Origin of the sequence: Nostoc sp. MG11, assembly GCF_014904695.1 — a bacterium.
In the GTDB taxonomy this organism is placed as follows: Bacteria; Cyanobacteriota; Cyanobacteriia; order Cyanobacteriales; family Nostocaceae; genus Komarekiella.
Genome location: NZ_JACXXN010000004.1, coordinates 1 through 16831 on the forward strand (window position 1 = coordinate 1; position 16831 = coordinate 16831).

A 16831-nucleotide genomic window follows, 5' to 3' on the forward strand; every position below is an offset into this window, starting at 1 on the left:
TTAATTAGTTTTGTGTACGGTTTGGTGATTGGCGGCGTTTCACGCAAATCTTATATTCAGATGATGGAGCTTGAAGCATCAGTTGCCCAAAAAACAGGACGTATCAGAGTAATCGTACAGGACAACGGTCCAATACATCGTTGCAAAGAAGTAATTCTATTATGGTCAAAGTGGGAAGCAATGGGTTTGTACATCTTCTTTCTACCCAAATATTGTTCGGAAATGAACCCGATTGAATTAGAGTGCTTGACCTCAAAAAAGATGAACTAGCCTCGAAAACCTTTGAAGACGAGTTCAACGAGTGCCTATGCTGTGATTGATGGAGTTCAAGTTAGAGCATCCAAGGGAAACTACAGTACACAACGTGTAAGATTTAACTCTAATTCTTCTGCTTAATTGTTTGTTACATACTTATAAATTTTCTCCACGACTTACTTACTAAAACAAACAGCACCAAAAATAAATTTTGCGATTCAACCCCAATTCGATTATGCCTCTCCCTTTTCAGAGGAAATGGCCAGGGTAAAAATTGGTAACAAATGGGGTTATATCAACAAAACGGGTAAACTTGTTATTCCTGCCGAATTTGATGGATATCCCGTAGATGGTGCTATCTACTTTAGTCTATCTTTTATGGATAAACATCATCGCAGCTTTCGCTATTCGGGTAATTTTTCCCAAGGATTAGCACCTGTACAAGTAGGTAATAAATGGGGATATATTGACAAAAGAGGTCGAATGGTAATTTCTCCTCAATTTGCGTGTGCAGATGACTTTTCTGAAGGTTTAGTGGCGGTAGGAAATCAAGGAATGTATATTAATCAGAAAGGTTAAGCTGTTTTCACTCATCAATTTGGATGTAATAGTAGCAAATTTTTTCAAGGATTAGCATTGATAGGACGAGATACAATTATTAATAAAAAGGGAAAAGTTGTTTATCGTCTGAGCGAGAATTTCGGTTCCGAAAGCCCATTATCTGGATTTTCAGAGAATTTATTAGTGGTCAATAAATCCAATAATTTTGATTTTGGTTTTCTAGATAGAGAAAGTAAGATTGTCATTAAACCACAATTTCATTTAGCCTATCCATTTTCTGAAGGATTAGCTTTAGTTAGAAATAAACCAACGGATTCTCGTAGTGGCTTTGGATTTATTGACAAAACAGGGAAATTTGTAATTCCACCTAATTTAATTATCCCTGCTTCATTTTCCCAAGGTTTAGTACCGTTTTGTACTGGTGAAAGTGCCTGCGGATATATTGATTGATAAATCTGGAAAAGTGGTTATTCAAACACAGTTTGCAGATGTTTCGTCTTTTTCGGAAAACATCGCTCCGGTAAAAGTTGGTAATAAATGGGGTTATATTCATCATCCTTTTAAGCGATGAAAAAAGTTAGAATTAGTTCGCAATAAACTATAAAATATCTATCCTTTTGTCAACTTGTAAAATTGCAACTCCAGAATTAAATGACATCAACGATATATGGGCCATTGTGTACCGAAGTGTATGACATCACCAAGCCCATTGGTGGAAAGTATCCAGATGTTCCCTACTACATCAGCCACCTTTCCCGAATCGGTGGTAGGATTCTTGAAGCAATGGTTGGCACAGGACGATTACTGATACCACTATTAGAAGCTGGTATGAATGTTGAGGGCATCGATACTTCACCAGATATGCTGGCTATTTGTCGAAAGCACTGTTTAGAAAGGGGATTGAACCCTGTTCTCCATCACGGTGATATAGAAAATCTTGACGTTCCTGGTAAGTTTAGCGCCATTGTTGTTTCCTTCGGCTCATTCATGCTGCTAGAAAAGCGAACTGCTGCTGTGGGTGCCCTGCAAGCTTTTGCTCGACACCTGGAACCACAAGGGCGCATCTTTATTGATTTGGAGTTGCCCATCGAAGATTTTAAAACAGAGAACATTGTTAAACAGCGATCGCCAATTGATTGCCCTGATGGATCAACAATCCTCTTGCAATGTACATCTCAGATAGACTGGCTGAATCAACTTAACACGACTGTGATTCGCTACGAGAAATGGAAAGACGGCAAAATTGTTGCCACAGAATTACAAAATCTTTCCTTACGTTGGTTTGGACGCGACGAATTTCTCATGTGTTTAAGGGAAAACGCCTACAAAGACATCACTCTCTGTGCAAACTACACTGACGATCTACAGCCAAGTTCTCACACAGATACCTTGTGTTTTTCAGCAGTACTTGAATGAACCAAAAAACCCAAATCCAAAGTCTTAAATTCATTGTCTTACAACACATTTCAAAAACAATATACTATAATAATAAATATGAGACATGGGTCCGTCACGGTTTCGACAGGTTGGCGAACGCTGCTCTGTGATTCAGGTCGAGAGTGAGTCGTCTCTCGGAAATCAAAGACTCGAAAAAAAAGTAAATGCGAATAACATCGTTAAATTTGCTCGTAAGGACGCTCTAGTAGCTGCCTAAACACCTCTTATAGGTTCGAGCGTCTTTAGTTCGACTCCGTTAAGGACTGAAGACCAAACCCCAACGGATGCTCTAGCAAGCGTTCTCTGGTTGGCTTGCTAGCTAAGATTAAATCAGAGCATCCTACGTTCGGGATAATGAACGATTCCCGCCTTGAGGGTCAGAAAGGCTAAACCTGTGAATGAGCGGGGGGTCAATACCCAATTTGGACAGCAGTTCGACTCTGCTCGGATCCACTAACACATAATTAACAAGTCCACCTGACACTTTTGATGTGTAGGTGGATTTTGTTTTATGGATAGAAGATAAGGGAGTAGGGGAATTTGGGAAAGAGAATAATATTAATGACTCCTGTCTGCTGTCTCCTAACTACTAAAAATTAAAAGTCAAAACAATTAATCTTTCGCAATTAGCTAATCGTTCTGTTTCTGGGGTTATGTAGCTGTATTTTCAAAACTTTTTCCCCTTTTTTTTAGTACCCGTCGCAGTCGGTCGGGACTCAAGTTTACTTGGCGCTCAGATGCCAATTTTTTTGCTAGTTGTTTAGAGTTATAAGTGCGTGGCTCTTGAGCTAAGCAATTTTCCAGATAAACTAAGTCTGATTCCGAATATCGGGGTTTTCCTCCTCGACCAGGAGCATCCCACAACCCTGCTAACCCCATCTTGTCCCAACGATGCAGGGTTTGACGTACTGTTGAAATCGCCCAGTTTAAGCCTTGAGCAATCTGCTCGTTTTTTAAGCCACGAGCATTCAGCAGTAAAACTTGAGCGCGGTCTTTGGTACGTTGAGGAACCTCCTTGGCTCTCCTTAACTCTTCCAAAGTCTGCTTTTCTTCTTCTGTTAAAAAAATTCTCAATCGGCATCCCATAAGCGCTAGTCTTTCACACAGTCAGTTTTTGGTATTGTTATGTCTATTCACGCCTGTATACTTACTGCATGCAGTATTAAATAACACACTAAAATGACTGAACTACAATGTTTAAGGATGCCGGAGTCTAGCCTAAAGGCATGTTATGCAAGAAGTATTGGCTTGAAGAACACTTATTAAAATCTGGAACTTATCATCAAGTAATGCAAGTAATGATTGACGTACAAAATCAGTCAAACCACAGATTTAGCCTATATAGGCTTTTTCATCGAACAGCTATAAGCTCAAGCTCGTGGCTATGACGACAAGAATCTATTAACGCTGTCCTAACTAATATTTAAAATCTACACTAATAGAGTGTAGCATTAAAATTTAGTTAATTACTCGTATTTTTACTGGTAGTTTATCGAAACTTTAAAAATAATTTTTATAAAAATTTGCATTTGCATAAGTAGAAAAAGATATGGGAGTCCAGACTTTTTTCTTAAACTGGTTTTAGCTAATTTGCTTCGATTATTTCAGGAAAATTGCTGTTTTCTTGACTTTACAGAAAATTTACACTTTACATAACAAGATATTTTATCGAGACAGTGGCATATCTAATGCTTATTAACAAACATATTAACGACAGCATATTTGATGCTTGTTAAAAATTTATAAAGAGTTTATCTTACCTTAGCTACTTATTATCTCAGGAAGTACGCGAAAAAATTAAATAACCCTGCGAGTAAATCCTTCAGATAAGCTATGTGGTGTGATCTGTAGGGCGCGTATCGCCTCCTCAAATTAAATGCAAAACAACTGACCAATTTTGCATTGTAATTATAATAACCTCTCATGTATAGCTGGTATATGGCAGCAAGTTATGGCAACTTTTAATAGAGATTTGGTTATCAAGAAGTAATATTAATTAAATATCTGAAAATTGAGTATTTCAAGTTAATTATTAAGTTTTACCCGATAAGTTTAACTAGGTATTATTTACATATTTTATGCTTTTAATTATAATTTTTTGGTCAAAAAAGGGTGATATGTATGATAACTTTGGATTATAAAATAATCCGAATATTAAGCGTTACCAAATAGTCAATGTATCTATTGATTTAATTAATGTTTAGTATATTTTTTGAGTAAAAAAGATTGCTAATAAATAGCAACAATTGATACAAGTTAAATTTCTCAAAATATCATCTTTATTACAACTTAAAACATTTTTTATTGGGACAATGGGGAGAGAATAAAAACCTGATGATTTGCGCTCGGAGACGAATAATGGTAGCGATCGCACAGAATATTCAACATCGGCTAACTATACAAACTGTAGAAATTGCCCCTAACACAACAGCGATTCGCTCTCTTGATTGGGATCGCGATCGCTTCGATATCGAATTCGGACTGCAAAATGGTACAACCTACAATTCATATCTAATTAGGGGTGAGCAAACAGTTTTGGTTGATACTTCTCACCAGAAGTTTCGCCAGTTATATTTAGACACTCTTAAAGGTCTTGTTAACCCCAAAACAATTGATTACATAATTGTCAGCCACACAGAGCCAGACCATAGCGGCTTAGTGGAAGATGTCCTTCAGTTAGCACCAAGAGCCACCGTCTTAGCCTCAAAAGTTGCGCTCCAGTTTCTCGAAGGCTTAGTACATGATCCTTTTTCCAAGCGGATTGTCAAAAGTGGCGATCGCATAGATATCGGCAAAGGACATGAAATCGAATTTGTGAGTGCGCCTAACCTGCACTGGCCGGACACAATCTTCAGCTACGACCGCAAAACCCAAACCCTCTACACCTGTGATGCCTTTGGGATGCACTTTTGTGACGATCGCACCTTCGACGAAGACTTAGAAGCGATCGAAGCTGACTTTAGATTTTATTACGACTGCTTGATGGGCCCTAACGCTCGTTCTCTGCTAAATGCCATGAAGAGAATGGGCGAACTTGGGAAAATTAATATTATCGCTAACGGTCACGGGCCCTTGCTACACCATCATTTAGATGTTTTAACCGGGTGCTACGAAAATTGGAGCCAAAAACAAGCTAAAGCCGAAACCACAGTTGGCTTGTTTTATGTCTCAGATTATGGATATAGCGATCGCCTAGCTCACGCAATTGGTGACGGACTACAGAAAACTGGCGTTGGGGTAGAAGTACTAGATCTGAGTTCTGCTGAGAGCCAAGAAATCCAAGAACTAGCTGGTAGAGCCGCCGGCATCATTATCGGTATGCCTCCAACTAGCGCCGCCGCCGCTCAGGCTAGTATCAGTTCGTTGCTAGCCGTTGCTAAAAATAAGCAAGTGGTTGGGCTATTTGAATCTTATGGCGGAGATGATGAACCCATTGATACACTGCGGAGAAAATTTATCGACTCCGGTATCAAGGAAGCCTTCCCAGCCATTCGGATCAAAGAGGCTCCCACTGCATCAACATTCCAGTTGTGTGAAGAAGCGGGTACAGACCTAGGACAATTGCTGGTGCGCGATCGCAACATCAAACAAATTAAGTCCCTCGACGTCAACATGGAAAAAGCGTTGGGTCGGATTAGCAGCGGACTGTACATTGTCACGACCAAAAAAGGTAACGTGTCAAGTGCAATGCTGGCATCCTGGGTAACACAAGCGAGTTTACAACCCCTAGGATTCACAATTGCCGTTGCCAAAGACCGGGCCATTGATTCATTAATGCAAGTAGGCGATCGCTTCGTTCTCAACGTTCTGGAAGAAGGAAATTATCAAGAACTCAAGAAGCACTTTCTCAAGCGCTTACATCCCGGTGCTGACCGATTTGCTGGAGTGAAAACCCAAACAGCTAAAAACGGTTCCCCAATTCTGACTGATGCTTTGGCATACATGGAATGTGAAGTGCAAACCAGCATGGAATGCAGCGACCATTGGATTTTATACTGCACCGTCCAAGAAGGTCGTGTCTCCAAAGCCGATGGACTGACAGCCGTTCGTCATCGCAAAGTCGGTAACTACTACTAAGGCAGGAGGAGGGGTCAAGAGTTAAGAGGCAGAGGTGCGGAGGAGCAGAGGGGAAAGACTTACTGCAACTTCTCCCCTGCTCCCCTGCTCCCCTGCTCCCACTCCTCCACTCCTCCCACTACTTCTTTAAGCGCTTTAAAAACTGGGCAAAAGTTGCCTGGTTTTTCCAAATTTTCCCCCAACTTCACCAAACAGCTATGACCGACTCCAAACCACGCGACGTACAAGTTTTACCAATTGCTACCAATACTAAAGTTCTCAGAGCACGTAGTTGGTCACGTCTACGGTTTGAAATTGAGTATGCACTTGAAAGAGGTACTACCTCCAATTGCTATTTAATTGAAGCCGATCAAACCGCACTGATTGACCCACCCCCAGAAAGCTTCACCGAAGTTTATTTGGAAGCATTGCGACAAACTTTAGACTTGAGACGTTTGGATTATGTAATCCTAGGTCATTTTAATCCCAACCGAGTCGCAACCCTCAAGGCAATTCTAGAACTTGCACCACAAGTAACTTTTGTTTGTTCTCTTCCTGGTGCTGGAAATTTGCGTGCTGCTTTCTTAGACCACGATTTGAAAGTCTTGGTGATGCGGGGAAAAGAAACTTTAGATTTAGGCAAGGGTCACGTTTTAAAATTCTTCCCCACTCCCAGTCCACGTTGGCCAGAAGGACTTTGTTCCTACGACCAGCAAACCCAAATTCTCTATACAGATAAGCTATTTGCAACTCATCTGTGTGGCGATGAAGCGTTTGATGATAATTGGGAAGCACTTAAGGAAGACCAGCATTACTACTTTAACTGCCTGATGGCTCCTCAAGCTCCTCATGTGGAAGCAGCTTTAGAGAAAATATCTGATTTGCAGGTAAGAATGTATGGTGTGGGTCACGGGCCCTTAGTACGCACCGGTTTAATCGAACTTACTAAAGCTTATGGAGAATGGAGCCGTTCTCACAGCGATCGCGAAATATCCGTCGCCCTACTTTACGCCTCAGCTTACGGGAATACTGCGACTTTAGCACAGGCTATGGCTTTGGGATTGACCAAAGGTGGAGTCGCGGTAAAATCGATCAACTGCGAATTTGCCACCCCTGATGAAATCCGCACTAACCTAGAACAGTCAGATGGCTTTATCATCGGTTCTCCCACCATCGGCGGTCATGCACCTACTCCGATTCATACCGCTTTAGGTATTGTGCTATCGAGCGGTGACAACAGTAAACTCGCTGGGGTGTTTGGTTCCTACGGCTGGAGTGGCGAAGCTTTTGACTTAATTGAGGGTAAACTCCGCGATGCTGGATATCGCTTTGGTTTTGACACCCTGAAAGTTAAATTTAAACCTGATGATGTCACTCTCAAGTTCTGTGAAGAAGTAGGTACAGACTTCGCCCAAGCTTTGAAAAAGGCTAAAAAAGTACGTGTGCCACAACAAGCCGCTACCCCAGTCGAACAAGCTGTCGGCCGGATTGTTGGTTCTGTTTGCGTGATCACAGCTAAGCAAGGAGAAGTATCTACTGGGATGCTAGGCGCTTGGGTTTCTCAAGCCACCTTTAACCCACCTGGACTTACCATTGCTATTGCCAAAGAACGAGCGATCGAATCCCTAATGTATCCAGGCGGTAAGTTTGCCCTGAATATTCTACCTGAAGGCAATCATCAAGACTACACAAAGCATTTTCGTAAATCTTTTGCACCCGGAGAAGACCGATTTGCGAATTTTAAAACAGGAGTTGCAGATAACGGCTGTACAGTCCTCAACGACGCTTTAGCTTATCTAGAATGTTCAGTCAGCCAGCGCCTAGAATGTGGCGATCACTGGGTTGTGTATGCAACCGTGGACGATGGTAAATTAATCAAGCCTGATGCTGTTACTGCTATCAACCATCGTAAAACAGGTACGCATTACTAAACTCAAATGGAGTTCTCTGGGAATTCTGGCTTTTAAATCCCCAGCAAGGATGTTTTGTATACAATTAAAAATCGCTATAGTAGCCGCTTGAGGTTAGTATAAGCCTACCTGAAACAGCAATGCGACAATTCATTTAGCATATTCCACCCTTCACTTTGATGTATGGGTGGATTTATTTTTTTGACACAAATCTGTGTATCTTAAACCAAACATTTATTAAGAAATTAGACAAAAGCACAATGTAAGATTGACAACATGAACTTATCATTAAAAGCTTTTAGAGCTAGGCTGAAAAGTCTGTATCAGTAACGATCTAAACGAACTTGTTCGTTTAGTCGAGGCGAGAAATCCACTTTTTAGGTATAGCGATCGCCAACGCAAAAAATTGCAACTAGTGCATTGTACAAAGAAGCCTGGAAAAGCTTTTGCGGCTTCAATGCCAGAAGCCAACGACTAGCTACATGGTTTCACGACTTGAATAAATTCAAAATTTTCCGCAATTGCCACAAGGACAATTAAAAAACTGCGGTGTAATCTTTAACTAGAAAAACAGTATATGGCAGTTATTAATACATAGATGCCAATTACTACCACAACGCTTTTATACTATTTGTTGTTCTTATGGCTCCAAAACACACAAAAATTAAATTTCCTCTTTGGCAGTATCTTAACCAGCCCTTATTTAGTCATGATACTAAATTGATATTGAATCCTCATCGCTTTGCATCTATGTGGCGACTTCAACTTCTAGAACGCTGTTGGTTTAAAGAATGTGACGCTAAAGGGCCTCAACAGCATTAGATACTTGAAAACTGCTGCACTGAACTAAATGGTAAATTCCGCCTCGTCCACAGAATGCGGCTTTTTGCCATCAAGTAAAGCACTAACAGTCATGTCTCCCATTACATTAATCGCAGTGCGGCAGCGATCTAAAAACCAGTCTACAGTTACCAGCAAAGCGATATACTGCGTCGGTAAGCCCACAGAAGTAAACACCAGTGTCATTGTTACTAGTCCAGCATTGGGAATATTCGCCGCACCTACCGATGCAAAAATTGATGTAAGAACGACAATTAACTGCTGTCCCAAACTCAGATGTTGCCCAATTAGTTGGGAAATATATAACGCAGACATCGCTTCATAGAGGGCAGTACCATCATTGTTGAAATTTGCCCCTACTAACGCCCCCAAAGCGGCAGAAGATTCCCTTAAACCGATTTTTGTTTGCAGAGCCTCAAAGGTTATCGGCATTGCAGCAGCAGAGGAAGAAGTCGAGAAAGCCGTTAAAAAGGCATCAGAACCGCCACCTAAGAATTTTAGCGGGTGTACCCAAGAACCAAATTTTACTCTAGTGAGGTAGTAGCAAGCTTGCAATACCAGCGCTAACAGCACAGCCACGATGAACGCAGCCAAAGATTGAAAAGGTGCAAAGCCTTCTTTAGCTACTGTTTTAGCGACAATTCCAAACACTGCCAAAGGCACTAAGGCAATTACCCAGTTAAGAACGCCGATTACCGTCTCAAATAAAATCCCGATGACATTTTCAATTGACTGGTATCCGTTTTTTCCTTGAGTAATTTGTTCGGATTTTAATCCTCGCAGGACAATACCAAAGCTCAAAGCAATAACAATCAGTTGGATGACATTATTATCAACCAGAGGCTTAAGGACAGCTTCCGGTACAGCATCTCTGAGTAATCCCCAAGGGTCAAGACTTTGACCAGCTATTTCCGTAGTTTTTGAGGTAGTTACATCGCCCCAAGTACCAGGACGCAGGACGTTCGCTACTAAAAGTCCTATGAAGATAGCTACGGTTGTGTTTGTTAAAAGTAATCCCACCAGCCGCCGTCCGGCTGTACCAGGGATATTCGTAGTCATTAAAGTATGCAGTACTGCTACCAGAATCAGCGGTGTAGCCAAGGCACGGAGAGCCTTTAACACTAATTCAGCAGGAATTGCTAAGTTGTTAATTAAGGTGGCATTGATTGGATTGGGATTCCCTGCACCGAGTGCAATTCCGAGGCTGACAGCAGCCACTAGGGCTATAAGAATTTGTAGCGTCAGAGGGATACGCTGCCACCAAGGGCGGGCTTTGGTTTCAGGCGGATTAGTGCTCTCTGTTTGGCTCATTATCTAGATGCTGGTGAACAGATGTAACTATTAAAACTTCACTTTCGGAAGTGAAAATTTCGCAAACGAGTTAATCTAAGATCCCGTTGCTTTGCAAAATCCTGCTCGAAGGGGTGTGTATCGGGATACTCCTAGAGAAATTGTTGGCTTGTGGTTGGAGACGTATATGTCCTTTGTCCCTTTGCATATTCACAGTGACTACAGTTTGCTCGATGGGGCAAGTCAGCTACCAGAGTTAGTGGAGCGATCGATCGCACTGGGGATGAAAGCGATCGCCCTTACCGATCATGGTGTCATGTACGGAGCGATCGAACTGATCAAAATCTGCCGTAGTCAGAATATTAAGCCAATTCTTGGCAACGAAATGTATATAATTAACGGCGATATTGAAAAACAAGAACGCCGTCCTAAATATCATCAAGTCGTTTTAGCTAAAAATACTAAAGGATACAAAAATTTAGTCAAATTAACTACAATTTCTCACCTCAAAGGTGTCCAGGGTAAAGGAATTTTTTCTCGTCCTTGTGTTAATAAAGAATTACTAAAAGAATATCATGAAGGCTTGATTGTCACCAGCGCTTGTTTGGGTGGAGAAGTTCCCCAAGCAATTCTTAGTGGTAGACCAGACGCAGCTCGTAAAGTTGCCCAATGGTATAAAGATGTATTTGGTGATGATTATTATCTAGAAATTCAAGACCACGGCTCCCAAGAAGACCGAATTGTTAACGTTGAAATTGTCAAAATTGCGCGAGAACTAAATATTAAAATTGTTGCTACGAATGACTCGCATTTTATATCTTGTTTTGACGTTGAAGCACACGATGCTTTGCTATGTATTCAAACTGGCAAGCTAATTGTTGAAGATAAACGGATGCGTTATAGCGGTACAGAGTATCTCAAATCTGGTGAAGAGATGCAACAGCTATTTCGTGACCATTTACCAGATGATGTTATTGCCGAAGCGGTAGCCACTACTGAAGAAGTTGCCGATAAAGTTGAGCCTTACCATATTATGGGTGAGCCTCAAATTCCTACACCCCCGATTCCCTCTGGTCATACTGCTGATACTTACGCAGAAGAAGTTGCTTGGCAAGGACTTTTAGAAAGATTAAATCGTAAATCCCGCACTGAAGTCGATTCCATCTATAGAGAAAGATTGGAATACGAACTGAAAATGATTCAACAGATGGGTTTCTCCAAATACTTTTTAGTAGTGTGGGATTACATCAAATTTGCCAGAGATAATAATATTCCTGTGGGCCCCGGTCGGGGTTCGGCGGCTGGTTCATTAGTTGCCTACTCGATGCGAATTACTAACATTGACCCTGTGCATCATGGGCTACTGTTCGAGCGCTTTTTGAACCCAGAACGTAAATCCATGCCTGATATTGACACGGATTTTTGTATTGAACAGCGGGATAAAGTTATTGACTACGTCACTGATAAATATGGTGCAGATAGAGTCGCTCAAATTATTACCTTTAACCGCCTAACTTCTAAAGCTGTCTTGAAAGATGTCGCCAGAGTATTGAATATTCCCTACGGCGAAGCTGACAAAATGGCGAAATTAATTCCTGTGGTGCGGGGAAAACCAACTAAACTCAAGGTGATGATTTCTAACGAAACCCCAGAACCAGAGTTTAAAGAAAAATATGATCATGACCCAAAAGTTCGCCATTGGCTTGATATGGCAATGCGAATTGAAGGAACTAACAAAACTTTTGGTGTTCATGCAGCAGGTGTAGTGATTTCTGCCGACCCGCTTGATGAAATTGTACCACTCCAGCGAAATAATGACGGTTCCGTGATTACCCAATATTTCATGGAAGATCTGGAATCAATGGGTTTGCTAAAAATGGATTTTCTGGGTTTGCGTAACTTGACGCTGATTCAAAAGACCATTGATTTAATTCAAGAAACTAGAGGATATTCTGTTGACCCTGATGAAATCACCCATCAGGAAAGAAAAGCACAAAAGATATTAGCGAAAGGGGAACACAGTACCTTACCAAAAGATGTACAGCAAGCTTATGCACTATTAGAAGCAGGTGAATTAGAAGGAATATTTCAATTAGAATCTTCAGGGATGCGTCAAATAGTGCGGGATTTGAAGCCTTCAAATATAGAAGACATTTCTTCAATTTTGGCACTTTATCGACCAGGGCCATTAGATGCGGGACTGATTCCGAAATTTATTAACCGCAAACACGGTCGAGAAAAGATTGATTATCAACATACTATTCTAGAACCAATATTAGATGAAACTTATGGGATTATGGTCTATCAAGAGCAAATCATGAAAATTGCTCAGGATATGGCTGGATATTCCCTAGGACAAGCTGACTTGCTGCGTCGGGCGATGGGTAAGAAGAAAGTTTCCGAAATGCAAAAGCAGCGAGAAAAGTTCGTGGATGGCGCTGCTAAAAATGGCGTGCAGAAAAAAGTTGCCGATGAATTATTCGAGCAAATGTTGAAGTTTGCTGAATATTGCTTAAGCTATGACACGGAAGTATTGACTGTAGAATATGGGTTTATTCCCATTGGAAAGATTGTAGAAAAAGACATTGAATGCACAGTGTACAGTGTTGATAGTAATGGGAATGTTTACACGCAACCTGTAGCACAATGGCATAATCGTGGAGAACAAGAAATCTTTGAGTATTGCCTAGAAGATGGTTCAGTAATTCGGGCAACCAAAGACCATAAATTTATGACCACTGATGGGCAAATGTTGCCGATTGATGAAATATTTGAACGGGAATTAGATTTGTTGCGAGTTCAGGGTTTGCCAGAATAGGCGCAGTCATTAAGTAGCGGCTATAATTAAACATAAAATAAAATCTTAGTTCGTAGTTTAGTTCGTAGTGAGTGATTCATCGCTCAAAATGAGGATTATCAGGACTAAAGTCCTTACTACAAACTTTAATTTATGCCTAGCTACTTAGTTGCGATCGCCTATCATCCCATCGCCTTTCCCAGTATCATGGCTAGGAGATATTGATTTCTCAAGAGTTCTGTATGAGTAAACTTTTTTATTGGTCTGAGCGACTACTTCAGTCTCTACGTACCTGGGTAGGAATTGGTCTATTATGTTTGGTTTTAAGCTGGTCATTTCCTGCGCAAGCCACCAGCCGCATCACTCCGCAATTGGAGGAGCAGGTGTTACAAATTATCCGCGAACATCCAAACGTACTTATTGAATCTGTTCAAGCATACCAACAACAACAGCAACAAAAAATAAAGCAAGCACAGCAAGCATTTTTACAGGATTTAAAAACAAATCCCCAAATAGTGATTGGTGAGTCTCCCTCAACAGGCTCGGCTCAATCAAAAACTCTGTTAGTAGAATTCTCAGACTTTCAATGTCCTTACTGTGCTGAAGCGAATAAAACCCTGAAACAGTTGTTGGCACATCAGGATAATGTCAAGTTAGTTTACAAGAATTTACCTTTGACTGCAATTCATAGTAATGCATTACCAGCAGCAACAGCAGCTTGGGCAGCAAATCAGCAAGGTAAATTCTGGGAATATCATGATGCTTTGTTTACTAATCAAAAGCAACTGGCTGAGGCGTTGTATTTAGATATTGCCAAAAATCTGAATCTAGATTTAACGAAATTTGAACGCGATCGCACTCTTGCTACTCCTGCGATTGAAAAAGATATCCAGCTAGCTGAGAAATTAGGGGTTTCTGGTACACCTTTCTTGATAATGAATAGTCCTGGTTACTCAGGAGTGGTACAGCTATCAGATATTGAAAGTATATTGGCTAATGCTAAGTAAATTAGTGTATTTTGAAATGTGCTTATGCAGGTAAAAGCAATACTTAATTATGACTGCAACAAGCTTGCCACATATACCGCTTGCAGAATTTAGACAAAAGGAAAGCTAAAAGGAGCAAGGAGATGAATTTTATCTTTTTTCCTTGCCCAATCTCTTATAAACGGAGCTTCTATAAGATATCTAATTAATTTTGACTAACAACTTGCAATAATCAAAAATATGTATACTGTGAAGCTTTTATCTCTATGTACTTATGTCTAGAGATAGACTCAATTATTTAACAATAATGTGCGTCTTTAGTTAGAGGATTATTGCACTAGTAAACTGTTCTACTTAAAGCAAGTGTAAGGAGTAGCTGATGAGGAGTAAAGAGGAGAAATTTTCCTTACTCCTCATGTTCTTAAATAGATGACAAATTAAATCAGCGATCGCCTGCCAAAAATCAGCTTAATTAGCAGGCAAAATCTCTAATATTTTTCTTGAATCTATCAATACTGACGCTTTTATCAGTTAAAGTTTTTGAAATCGTTTTTCTGAAAATTGGGAATTTTTTAAGCTTATTTATTTAATTTTTATATTTATTCATAAATTTGGAAATTGAGTCAGCCAATTCTGTCTGATGTAAAAGTTGTTAAGATCGAGCCAACGTAATTAGTACATAATTTGACAACTTCGTAACGCTATTGAATGGCTAAAAACTCTATAAAAGCGTCTACAGACTTTCCCCGCATTTTTACGCAAGGCTGTACTTAGTTAACCTGAGCTAAAAATAGCTCTTTACGTTTCAGTGTTAGGAATGTTACAACTTAGATTAAGTGATATTTTTGCAACACTCCAGGAACAAAGAAGATCATAGAGTCATCTACTATATTCCGGGCGCGTTCCTACCGAAATTTACATCGGCGCTGTAAGTTAGGAACTGAAGAAGCCGCTGCTCAGATTTCTCTGTGCGTTTAAAATTCCTATTTCTTAAACCTTACTGTGCATTTAATTCACTAAATTAAACCTTAGAAAACATTGTGAGTTTATTAATGCGTCACATTAGATTTTGGGTGCTTTTGCCAGTAACCCTGATATTCGGCTGCTCGGATAAACTGCTTCAATCTAGTCCATCTGTAGCCAAATCTACTCCGCCTGTAGTTCAACAAGCTAGTCCAACTGTGTTGGCAAAGGCAAGTTACCTTTCACCTTTGGAACAACAGGTGATTAATGAAATGAACAAGGTGCGGACAAATCCCAAGGCGTATGTTCCAATTATTGAAAACTATAGAAAGCGTTTCCAGGATAATAGAGTCAAAATTTCTAATAATACCTATTTGATAACTCAAGAAGGTGTAAAAGCAGTCGATGAGGCGATCACATTTCTCAAGTCAGCTCGTCCTGTGGGTGCGTTGAGTGCATCCAAGGGGATGTCTTTAGGTGCTAGAGATCACGTCAAAGACCAAGGGCCAAGAGGTGTTACAGGTCACTCTGGTAGCGATGGTAGCAACCCCTTCACTCGGATAAACCGCTATGGTACATGGCAAAAAACCGCAGGCGAAAATATCAGCTATGGTCCAAACACGGCCCAAGATATTGTTATGCAATTAATTATTGATGATGGTGTGCGCGATCGCGGTCATAGAACAAACATCTTTAATAACGCTTTTAAAGTGACTGGCGTTGCTTATGGAACTCACAAATCATATAAAACAATATGTGTGATTAACTACGCTGGCGGTTATAAAGATAAGTAAGTCATTTGTCAAGAGTCAAGAGTCAGTAGTTATTTTCCTTATCCTCCTTGTCTCCATTCTCTAAATACAGTTTGGATAAGTATCACTTTCTTTGTGGTCTTGGGTTAAGGGGTACAAGATGTACTCAAAACCTTTACCCTTTCACCTTTAACCGGACTGTATTGCCCAATCTCTATTCTCTCCGAAATATTTTGTTCATTTCGTGAAGCTAAATATATCTCATCGCTTTTAAGTTGTAAGGTTATTCATGAATCGGATGCAATTTGGGAAAGTTTTAGGGGAAATTCCTCAAAAAGGTGTTCCTGAGTTAGCAGGTGAGCATATCCTCTCGCTGCTGGAACAGGAAGTGATAATGGAAATGAACAAGGTACGGACAAATCCTACGACATACTTGCCGATTCTAGAAAAATGGAAACAGCGCTTTCAAGGTCAGCAAGTCGAAATTTCCGATAGTGTTTATTTGCAAACTCAGGAAGGGGTAAAAGCAGTTGATGAAGCGATCGCATTTCTCAAGTCTGCCTATCCTGTAGGAGCATTAAGTATATCGCGAGGTATGTCTTTGGGCGCTAGGGATCACGTTAAAGACCAAGGAGCAAGTGGTGCAACAGGCCACTATGGTAGCGATCGCAGTGATCCCTTTACTCGCATCAGCCGCTATGGGAATTGGCAAATTACGGCAGCTGAAAACATCAGCTATGGTTCTCATACAGCCCAAGATATCATTATGCAGTTAATTATTGATGATGGAGTGGCATCACGCGGTCATCGCCACAATATTTTTAACCCAGCTTTTCAAGTCACGGGAGTTGCTTTTGGCATTCATGCTACATATAGGCAAATGTGCGTGATTACTTATGCTGGAGGTTATACAGAGAATTAGGAAAGTATTGTTGGAATGCTTCGCCGCTAGCTCTGTGACACAATTGAAGAACAATATACAGG

General features: G+C 40.6%; 13 protein-coding genes and 1 other RNA gene. 12 read left to right on the forward strand and 2 right to left on the reverse strand.

Translation table 11 applies throughout. The features are described 5' to 3' along the window. From HCR01_RS07385 to ssrA, 6 genes are all read left to right on the forward strand, one after another. Nucleotides 1-270 (forward strand): transposase (locus HCR01_RS07385; protein WP_193195613.1); only part of this gene is annotated, 270 nt, incomplete at its 5' end. 243 nt (nucleotides 271-513) lie between these two features. After that, nucleotides 514-834, forward strand: a complete 321-nt coding sequence (locus HCR01_RS40395) for a WG repeat-containing protein (RefSeq protein WP_193195614.1) — start codon at nucleotides 514-516, stop codon at nucleotides 832-834. Between the two features lie 57 nt (nucleotides 835-891). After that, a complete protein-coding gene (locus HCR01_RS07395) occupies nucleotides 892-1266 on the forward strand; it encodes a WG repeat-containing protein (RefSeq protein WP_193195615.1) in 375 nt (124 codons plus the stop codon). Between the two features lie 13 nt (nucleotides 1267-1279). Next, nucleotides 1280-1387: a WG repeat-containing protein gene (locus HCR01_RS40720; protein WP_413773931.1), complete on the forward strand. Its 108-nt coding sequence runs from the start codon at nucleotides 1280-1282 to the stop codon at nucleotides 1385-1387. Nucleotides 1388-1467: 80 nt separating this feature from the next. Further along, nucleotides 1468-2232, forward strand: a complete 765-nt coding sequence (locus tag HCR01_RS07405; RefSeq protein ID WP_193195616.1) for a class I SAM-dependent methyltransferase — start codon at nucleotides 1468-1470, stop codon at nucleotides 2230-2232. Between the two features lie 87 nt (nucleotides 2233-2319). Beyond that, nucleotides 2320-2709, forward strand: a transfer-messenger RNA (tmRNA) gene (ssrA, locus tag HCR01_RS07410). A gap of 195 nt (nucleotides 2710-2904) precedes the next feature. On the opposite strand, the gene HCR01_RS07415 is transcribed toward ssrA, so the two are convergent. Then, the gene (locus tag HCR01_RS07415; protein ID WP_193195617.1) at nucleotides 2905-3327 is read right to left on the reverse strand and encodes a helix-turn-helix domain-containing protein; all 423 of its coding nucleotides are present in this window, start codon (nucleotides 3325-3327) and stop codon (nucleotides 2905-2907) included. A 1284-nt stretch (nucleotides 3328-4611) separates the two neighbouring features. Here HCR01_RS07415 and HCR01_RS07420 point away from each other — a divergent pair. Then, nucleotides 4612-6330, forward strand: a complete 1719-nt coding sequence (locus HCR01_RS07420; RefSeq protein ID WP_193195892.1) for a diflavin flavoprotein — start codon at nucleotides 4612-4614, stop codon at nucleotides 6328-6330. A 197-nt stretch (nucleotides 6331-6527) separates the two neighbouring features. After that, entirely contained in the window at nucleotides 6528-8240 is a 1713-nt protein-coding gene (locus HCR01_RS07425; RefSeq protein WP_193195618.1) for a diflavin flavoprotein, read from the forward strand. 825 nt (nucleotides 8241-9065) lie between these two features. Here the strand turns inward: HCR01_RS07425 and HCR01_RS07430 are convergent. After that, the gene (locus HCR01_RS07430) at nucleotides 9066-10370 is read right to left on the reverse strand and encodes a dicarboxylate/amino acid:cation symporter (RefSeq protein ID WP_193195619.1); all 1305 of its coding nucleotides are present in this window, start codon (nucleotides 10368-10370) and stop codon (nucleotides 9066-9068) included. 166 nt (nucleotides 10371-10536) lie between these two features. On the opposite strand from HCR01_RS07430, the gene HCR01_RS07435 reads away from it, so the two are divergent. The 4 genes from HCR01_RS07435 to HCR01_RS07450 all read left to right on the forward strand — a co-directional run bounded on the left by HCR01_RS07435 (nucleotide 10537) and on the right by HCR01_RS07450 (nucleotide 16769). After that, a complete protein-coding gene (locus HCR01_RS07435; protein WP_193195893.1) occupies nucleotides 10537-13167 on the forward strand; it encodes a DNA polymerase III subunit alpha in 2631 nt (876 codons plus the stop codon). Nucleotides 13168-13388: 221 nt separating this feature from the next. Continuing rightward, entirely contained in the window at nucleotides 13389-14153 is a 765-nt protein-coding gene (locus tag HCR01_RS07440) for a DsbA family protein (RefSeq protein ID WP_193195620.1), read from the forward strand. A gap of 1031 nt (nucleotides 14154-15184) precedes the next feature. Then, the gene (locus tag HCR01_RS07445; protein ID WP_193195621.1) at nucleotides 15185-15889 is read left to right on the forward strand and encodes a CAP domain-containing protein; all 705 of its coding nucleotides are present in this window, start codon (nucleotides 15185-15187) and stop codon (nucleotides 15887-15889) included. A gap of 256 nt (nucleotides 15890-16145) precedes the next feature. Beyond that, nucleotides 16146-16769: a CAP domain-containing protein gene (locus tag HCR01_RS07450; RefSeq protein WP_226889215.1), complete on the forward strand. Its 624-nt coding sequence runs from the start codon at nucleotides 16146-16148 to the stop codon at nucleotides 16767-16769. Nucleotides 16770-16831: the final 62 nt, after the last annotated feature.

Bases quoted from the DNA above. Each gene is read 5' to 3' on its own strand.
- HCR01_RS40395 (WP_193195614.1), top strand. From the start codon at position 514: ATGGCCAGGGTAAAAATTGGTAACAAATGGGGTTATATCAACAAAACG.
- HCR01_RS07405 (WP_193195616.1), top strand. From the start codon at position 1,468: ATGACATCAACGATATATGGGCCATTGTGTACCGAAGTGTATGACATC.
- HCR01_RS07420 (WP_193195892.1), top strand. From the start codon at position 4,612: ATGGTAGCGATCGCACAGAATATTCAACATCGGCTAACTATACAAACT.
- HCR01_RS07425 (WP_193195618.1), top strand. From the start codon at position 6,528: ATGACCGACTCCAAACCACGCGACGTACAAGTTTTACCAATTGCTACC.
- HCR01_RS07430 (WP_193195619.1), bottom strand. From the start codon at position 10,370: ATGAGCCAAACAGAGAGCACTAATCCGCCTGAAACCAAAGCCCGCCCT.
- HCR01_RS07435 (WP_193195893.1), top strand. From the start codon at position 10,537: ATGTCCTTTGTCCCTTTGCATATTCACAGTGACTACAGTTTGCTCGAT.
- HCR01_RS07440 (WP_193195620.1), top strand. From the start codon at position 13,389: ATGAGTAAACTTTTTTATTGGTCTGAGCGACTACTTCAGTCTCTACGT.
- HCR01_RS07445 (WP_193195621.1), top strand. From the start codon at position 15,185: ATGCGTCACATTAGATTTTGGGTGCTTTTGCCAGTAACCCTGATATTC.
- HCR01_RS07450 (WP_226889215.1), top strand. From the start codon at position 16,146: ATGCAATTTGGGAAAGTTTTAGGGGAAATTCCTCAAAAAGGTGTTCCT.